This is a genomic window from Algibacter sp., assembly GCF_029245835.1.
Classification (GTDB): Bacteria; Bacteroidota; Bacteroidia; order Flavobacteriales; family Flavobacteriaceae; genus Algibacter_B.
This window is the reverse complement of record NZ_JAQWOO010000013.1, coordinates 22,733-29,630: the sequence shown is the minus strand read 5'-3', so window position 1 is coordinate 29,630 and position 6,898 is coordinate 22,733. Positions and strand designations below refer to the sequence as shown.

Below are 6,898 nucleotides of genomic sequence, written 5' to 3'. Positions count from 1 at the left end.
AGAGAGGTGGCCGAGTGGCTTAAGGCGCACGCTTGGAAAGCGTGTATGCGTTAATAGCGTATCGAGGGTTCGAATCCCTTCCTCTCTGCTGATTTTTTTTATTTTTAATTGCTTTTTTTTTATATCTTTAACACTTTAACTAATATAATTAAGATTGAGAACATGAAAAGACTATTTTCTATCCTTGCCATAACTGTAATGGTGGCATCCGGAACTGCTAATGCAACTACAATTGCAAACACTAGTACAGCTGTAACAACAATTACAACAATGACACAAGATGAAGCTCCTGCTGAAGAACTTGGATTTCATCAAGAATTAAAAAAGAGGTTTATTGAAGGGGGTGCCGGATTTATGGGTATTGTTTTGTTATGTTTAATTCTGGGATTAGCAATTGCTATTGAAAGAATTATCTTTTTAAATCTTTCAACAACAAACACAAAGAAATTAACACAATCTGTTGAAGATGCATTATCATCTGGAGGTGTTGAAGCTGCAAAAGAAGTTTGTAGAAATACAAAAGGGCCTATTGCATCTATTTACTACCAAGGTTTAGATAGAACAGATGAAGGTATAGAAGCTGCTGAAAAAGCTGTTGTAGCTTATGGTGGTGTTCAAATGGGACAGTTAGAAAAAAATGTTTCTTGGATTTCATTATTTATTGCACTTGCACCAATGCTTGGTTTCATGGGAACGGTAATTGGTATGATTCAAGCCTTTGATAAAATTGAGGCAGCCGGAGATATGCAACCATCACTTGTGGCTGGAGGTATTAAAGTAGCACTTTTAACAACTGTATTTGGTTTAGTAGTAGCTATTATACTTCAAATTTTTTACAATTATATTATTGCTAAAATCGATAGTATTGTTAACGATATGGAAGATGCTTCTATCACGTTAATGGATCTATTGATTAGACATAAAAAGTAATAATTTAAAAACTTAAAAAAATGGGTTTACATAAAATTTTAAAAATAGTAGCGTTTGCGCTTGCTATAATCGGTGCGATTTTTGTACTGCTTATTATGGCAGGCGATGACGAATCCGCTTTAAGTATGAGTGGAAACTTACTCTATGTTGCTTATGCAGTATTAGGGATAGTATTAGCACTTGTACTAATATACGTTATAAAAGGTTTGTTTGCTGGAGATATTAAAAAGACTTTGATAACTGTTGGAGCATTTGCTGCAGTAATATTTATATCTTATGCAATATCATCTGGGACAGATTTAGACTTAAAACCTTTTACAGATAAAGGTTTAGATGTAGATGAAGGTACATCAAAAGTCGTAGGAGCTGGATTATATGCTTTTTATGCACTAGCTATTTTGGCAATTGGGTCTATGTTATTAGGCGGATTAAAAAAAATCTTTAATAAATAAATTATGGCAAAAAGAGCAGCACCAGAAGTAAATGCAGGCTCAATGGCCGACATTGCTTTCTTACTATTAATTTTCTTTTTAGTAACAACAACTATTGAGACAGATTCTGGAATTAACAGAAAGCTTCCGCCTATGGAAGAATCTGATGAAGATGTTATCATTAAGCAAAAAAATATTTTCACTGTTTTATTGAACGGTAAAGACCAGTTGTTAGTTGAAGATGAACTGATGGAACTTAAGGATTTAAGAAAAGCCGCTAGAGAGTTTTTAGATAATGGAGGTGATGGATCTTGCAATTTTTGCAAAGGTAAAAGAGATCCAGCATCATCTGACAATCCAGATAAAGCTATTATTTCATTGGCTAACAACAGAGAAACAACTTATAAAACCTATATAGCAGTACAGAATGAATTGGTAGCTGCATATAATGAGTTGAGAGATGCAAGAGCTGAAGCTTTATACGGTAAATCATTTGCCGAAATGGAATCTAATTACAAAGATGTAAATTGGCCAGGAAATAAAGAGAAGCTAAAAGAGAAAATAGACCAAATAAAATTGGACTATCCTCAAAAACTTTCAGAAGTACAAGAATAATTTAACATTTATAAGTATGTCTAAATTTAAAAAGAAAAAAGGAGGTGATATACCTGCTGTTAATACAGCATCATTACCAGATATTGTGTTTATGTTATTATTCTTTTTTATGGTTGCTACTGTAATGAGGCAAAATACCTTAATGATAGAGAATAATTTACCATTTGCTAATCAAGTTGAGAAACTTGATAAAAAAGATTTGGTGATGTATATCTATGCCGGAAAGCCAAGTGCTAATTATAAACAGTATGGTAGCTCTGCAAGAATACAGCTAAACGATAAATTTGCAGATGTTAAAGAGATTGCGTCTTTCATAAATGCAGAACGCGCTTCTAAAAGAGAAGAGTTAGTGCCATTTTTAACTACAGCTTTAAAAGTTGATAGTGATGCTAATATGGGATTAATAGGAGACATTAAACAAGAACTGCGTAAAGTTAACGCATTGAAAATTAATTATACAACCAAAAAAGGTAGTGTTTTTAATAATAATTGATTTTTATTTCTTGATTTTATACAAAAGGCGTTTTGATTTCATCAAAACGCCTTTTGATTTTTAAAAAAGACATAAACCATTTTAATTGCTATGTTTAACTTTAGCTGTAAATTTTAAAATATTGTTTTTAAATGAAATATTGGTTTATTTTCATATTTTTATTTTCAAGTATTGAATTTTGTTTTGCTCAAGAAAATACTTTAAAGAAAATAGATTCTCTATATAAAGAGGATCAATTTTATGCCGGCATTACTTATAATTTACTAGATAAAAAGCCTAAAAGCTTAAACCAAAGTGGATTTTCTTTAGGGTTTCAATTAGGGTTTATTAAAGACATGCCAATTAATGCCGCCAGAAATGTTGCTATTGGTATAGGTTTGGGGTATTCTGCCAATTCATTTAATCAAGATCTTTTTATTAATAAAAACAATACTAATAGTTTCGAGTACAGTATTCTTTCAGATAGTCAAACCTATAGTAAAAACAAGTTTTCAATTCATTTAGTAGAGTTGCCTATAGAATTTAGATGGCGCACATCATCACCAACAGAATATAATTTTTGGCGTATTTATACAGGATTTAAATTTGGTTATATGATTGCTAATACGTCAAAATATGAAGGCGATTTAGGGCGTATTAAATACACTAATAATGAAGATTTTAATAGATTTCAATATGGACTAACTTTGAGTGCTGGATATAACACTTGGAATATTCACTTGTATTATGCTTTAAATTCCATATTCTCAAAAGATGTCAAACTAAATGGCGAGCATTTGGATATTAGTGTAGCTAAAATAGGACTAATGTTTTATATACTATAACCAATAAGTTACCAAAATTAACTGTGGAACTACCCCTATAAAAATGCCTATAATTAGTTCTATATAAGAGTGTGCCTTAACATGAAGTCTTGATGTGGCAATAGCTCCCATTATTATAGCTATTAATGCTAGCGTTCCATTGATATTAATGCTAAAATGAATACTAAGCGCTATAAAAAACATAAACACACCAGATATTGCAATCATGTGTATACTGGCTTTAAATTTCATTATGGCGAGTAATAAACAAGTCATATTAGATATGAGTATACCAACAAAGAAAAAATAAAGTTCAGCAGACTGAGAAGGTGTTAATATCCGTTGCAATACTATTAATATAATAATACCATTTAGAATCAATGGGTAAATACGTTCTTTAGTTGTTTTAAGATTAATAGTGTTTACAACTCCCACTGTTTTTAATAGTAAATATATTAAAACAGGCAGAATAACAGTTAATATAAAAAGGGATACTACTTTCGCTTGAATAATTTCAACTGGAATATATCGAGGTGATTTTGAAAAGTAAAAAACAACGCCTAATAAAGGCATTATCAATGGGTGAAAAATATATGAGATACTCTTTAATAGCCTATCCATTATATTTTTTTACGTAAACGTGCTACAGGTATATCTTGTTGCTCTCTATATTTTGCAACAGTTCGTCTTGCAATTGGATATCCTTTTTCTTTTAAGATTGAAGCCAAATTTTCGTCTGTTAGTGGCTTTTTCTTGTTTTCTTCTTCGATAACAGTTTCGAGAATTTTCTTTATTTCTCTTGTAGAAACATCTTCTCCTTGATCATTTTTCATAGATTCAGAAAAGAATTCTTTTATCAACTTAGTACCATATGGCGTATCAACATACTTACTGTTTGCAACTCTAGATACTGTTGAAACATCCATATGTATTTCATCAGCAATATCTTTAAGAATCATTGGTCTTAAGTTGCGTTCATCACCTGTGAGAAAGTATTCTTTTTGGTAATGCATTATGGCACTCATAGTTACAAATAATGTTTGCTGACGTTGTTTTATAGCTTCAATAAACCATTTAGCAGCATCTAGTTTCTGTTTAATAAAGATAACTGCATCTTTTTGCGATTTTGATTTGTCTTTAGCGTCCTTGTAGCCCTTAAGCATATTATTGTATTCTCTAGATACATGAAGCTCTGGCGCGTTTCTTCCGTTAAGGGTTAACTCCAACTCTCCATCAACTATTTTAATAGCAAAATCAGGAACTACATGTTCTACAATCCTGTTGTTTCCGGCATAAGAACCACCAGGTTTTGGGTTTAAATGTTCAATTTCAGTAATAGCATCTTTCAACTGAATTTCAGTAATATCAAACTTTTGAAGTAATTTTTTGTAATGTTTTTTCGTGAACTGATCAAAAGCATTATCAATAATATTGATTGCTAATTCAGTATCGACTGTTTTTTCCTTTCTATGTAATTGAATACTTAAACACTCTTGTAGATTTCTTGCTCCTACGCCAGCAGGATCTAATTGATGCACTATTTTTAAAACTTTTCCAATTTGTTCTTCAGTGGTATAAATACTTTGTGTGAATGCCAAATCGTCCATGATGTCGCTTAATTCTCGTCTTATGTAACCACTTTCATCTACACTTCCAACTAAAAATTCGGCAATATCTCGTTCATCATCAGAAAGTCTATAGGTATTTAATTGGGTTACTAAATGTTGTGTAAACGAGGTTCCAGCAGCATATGGCATTGTTTTTTCTTCATCATCACTACTGTAGTTATTAACTTGTGTTCTGTAGTCAGGAACTTCATCATCACTCAAGTACTCATCAATATTTATTTCGTCAGTATCAGATGCTTTGTCATCAAAATCGTCTGTATTATCAAAATCTAAATCTAAGTCTTCTTGATTGTCTTCTTTACCACCTTCTAATGCAGGGTTCTCTTCCAATTCTTGCTTTAAACGTTGCTCAAAAGCTTGCGTAGGCAGCTGTATCAATTTCATTAATTGAATTTGCTGAGGAGATAGTTTTTGAGATAATTTAAACTGTAAATATTGTTTAAGCATATTTTGATTTAAGGTGGTTACTCAAATATATAAAAAGGGATTAGTATACCAAAGTTGTACCAAGTTTACCTTTTTTTGTTATTTTTTTAAAATTCTGCATTTTGTGGCGTTCTTGGAAACGGAATAACATCTCTAATATTACTCATTCCTGTTGCAAACATAACTAAACGTTCAAATCCTAAGCCAAAGCCAGAATGGACTGCAGTGCCATATTTGCGTAAATCTAGATACCACCAAAGGTCGTCTTCAGGAATATTTATAGTAGCCATTCGTTCTTTTAAAACATCTAATCGCTCTTCACGTTGTGCACCACCAACAATCTCTCCAATACCAGGGAATAGAATATCCATGGCACGAACGGTTTTACCGTCTTCATTTAAACGCATGTAAAACGCTTTAATATTTGCTGGATAATCAAATAAGATTACAGGGCATTTAAAATGTTTTTCTACAAGAAAACGCTCGTGTTCACTTTGTAAATCTGTTCCCCATTCGTTAATGATATACTTAAATTTCTTTTTCTTGTTCGGCTTACAGTTTCTTAAAATATCGATCGCTTCAGTATAACTAACACGTTTAAAATTGTTATCAGTAACAAAGTTTAACTTTTCAATTAAAGTCATATCGCTTCGTTCTGCCTGCGGTTTTGTTTTTTCTTCATCTTGAAGGCGTTTGTCTAAAAACTCTAAATCCTCTCTATTGTTATCTAAAATATATTTAATAACAGATTTCATAAAGTCTTCAGCTAAATCCATATTTCCAGCTAAATCCATAAAAGCGACTTCTGGTTCAATCATCCAAAATTCAGCAAGATGTCTAGATGTATTTGAGTTTTCAGCTCTAAATGTTGGACCGAAAGTATATACTTTCCCAAGAGACATCGCATATGTTTCAGCTTCTAATTGACCAGAAACCGTTAAGTTGGTTTCTTTTCCGAAGAAATCTTTAGAATAATCAACCTTACCTTCATCGTTTAAAGGTGGGTTTTTAGCATCAAGGCTTGAAACCTTAAACATTTCGCCAGCACCTTCAGCATCACTTCCGGTAATAATAGGCGCATGCATATAATAAAAACCGTTGTCGTTAAAATATTTATGAATAGCAAAAGAGAGCGTCGATCGTAATCGCATAACAGCACTAAAGGTATTTGTTCTAGTGCGTAAATGTGCGTTTTCACGTAAAAATTCAAAAGAGTGTTTTTTAGGTTGAATAGGGTAACTATCAGGATCAGAATCACCTAAAACTATTAACTCGTTTACTTTTATTTCAACCTTTTGCCCTTTACCTTGGCTCTCAACAAGTTCTCCTTTTACATGAATAGCTGCACCTGTAGTAACTCTTTTTAAAAGGGCTTCGTCAAAGTTTTCAAAATCGACAACACATTGTATATTATTTAAAGTAGAACCATCATTTAAAGCAATAAACCTATTTGCTCTAAAGGTTCTTACCCAACCTTTAATTTCTACCTCTGGTATAATAATATCTTTCGATAATAATTCTGAAACAGTTTTCAAAGTCACACATTTTTAAAATTAATAATGTAAATATAAA

The 6,898-nt window shown here is 31.9% G+C and carries 8 protein-coding genes and 1 tRNA gene; 6 read left to right on the top strand and 3 right to left on the bottom strand.

The window, feature by feature from the left end:
* The 6 genes from P8K68_RS01755 to P8K68_RS01730 all read left to right on the top strand — a co-directional run bounded on the left by P8K68_RS01755 (position 1) and on the right by P8K68_RS01730 (position 3,293).
* Positions 1 to 88: transfer RNA gene (locus P8K68_RS01755), tRNA-Ser, on the top strand.
* A 74-nt stretch (positions 89 to 162) separates the two neighbouring features.
* Positions 163 to 930, top strand: coding sequence for a MotA/TolQ/ExbB proton channel family protein (locus tag P8K68_RS01750; RefSeq protein ID WP_300247584.1), 768 nt, complete (start codon positions 163 to 165; stop codon positions 928 to 930).
* Between the two features lie 20 nt (positions 931 to 950).
* Positions 951 to 1,382: a hypothetical protein gene (locus P8K68_RS01745; protein WP_300247582.1), complete on the top strand. Its 432-nt coding sequence runs from the start codon at positions 951 to 953 to the stop codon at positions 1,380 to 1,382.
* 3 nt (positions 1,383 to 1,385) lie between these two features.
* Positions 1,386 to 1,976: a biopolymer transporter ExbD gene (locus P8K68_RS01740; RefSeq protein WP_300247580.1), complete on the top strand. Its 591-nt coding sequence runs from the start codon at positions 1,386 to 1,388 to the stop codon at positions 1,974 to 1,976.
* A gap of 16 nt (positions 1,977 to 1,992) precedes the next feature.
* Positions 1,993 to 2,469 (top strand): biopolymer transporter ExbD, encoded by a 477-nt coding sequence (locus P8K68_RS01735; protein WP_300247578.1) that lies wholly within the window; start codon positions 1,993 to 1,995, stop codon positions 2,467 to 2,469.
* A 131-nt stretch (positions 2,470 to 2,600) separates the two neighbouring features.
* Positions 2,601 to 3,293, top strand: coding sequence for a porin family protein (locus P8K68_RS01730; protein ID WP_300247576.1), 693 nt, complete (start codon positions 2,601 to 2,603; stop codon positions 3,291 to 3,293).
* On the opposite strand, the gene P8K68_RS01725 is transcribed toward P8K68_RS01730, so the two are convergent.
* The 3 genes from P8K68_RS01725 to asnS all read right to left on the bottom strand — a co-directional run bounded on the left by P8K68_RS01725 (position 3,288) and on the right by asnS (position 6,867).
* Complete coding sequence (locus tag P8K68_RS01725) at positions 3,288 to 3,845, bottom strand: hypothetical protein (RefSeq protein ID WP_300247574.1); 558 nt, start codon at positions 3,843 to 3,845, stop codon at positions 3,288 to 3,290. The genes P8K68_RS01730 and P8K68_RS01725 overlap by 6 nt on opposite strands.
* A gap of 47 nt (positions 3,846 to 3,892) precedes the next feature.
* Positions 3,893 to 5,347 carry an RNA polymerase factor sigma-54 gene (gene rpoN / locus P8K68_RS01720; protein WP_300247572.1) on the bottom strand — a complete coding sequence of 485 codons (1,455 nt, stop codon included), beginning with the start codon at positions 5,345 to 5,347 and terminating at the stop codon, positions 3,893 to 3,895.
* A gap of 86 nt (positions 5,348 to 5,433) precedes the next feature.
* Positions 5,434 to 6,867 (bottom strand): asparagine--tRNA ligase, encoded by a 1,434-nt coding sequence (gene asnS, locus P8K68_RS01715; protein ID WP_300247571.1) that lies wholly within the window; start codon positions 6,865 to 6,867, stop codon positions 5,434 to 5,436.
* Positions 6,868 to 6,898: the final 31 nt, after the last annotated feature.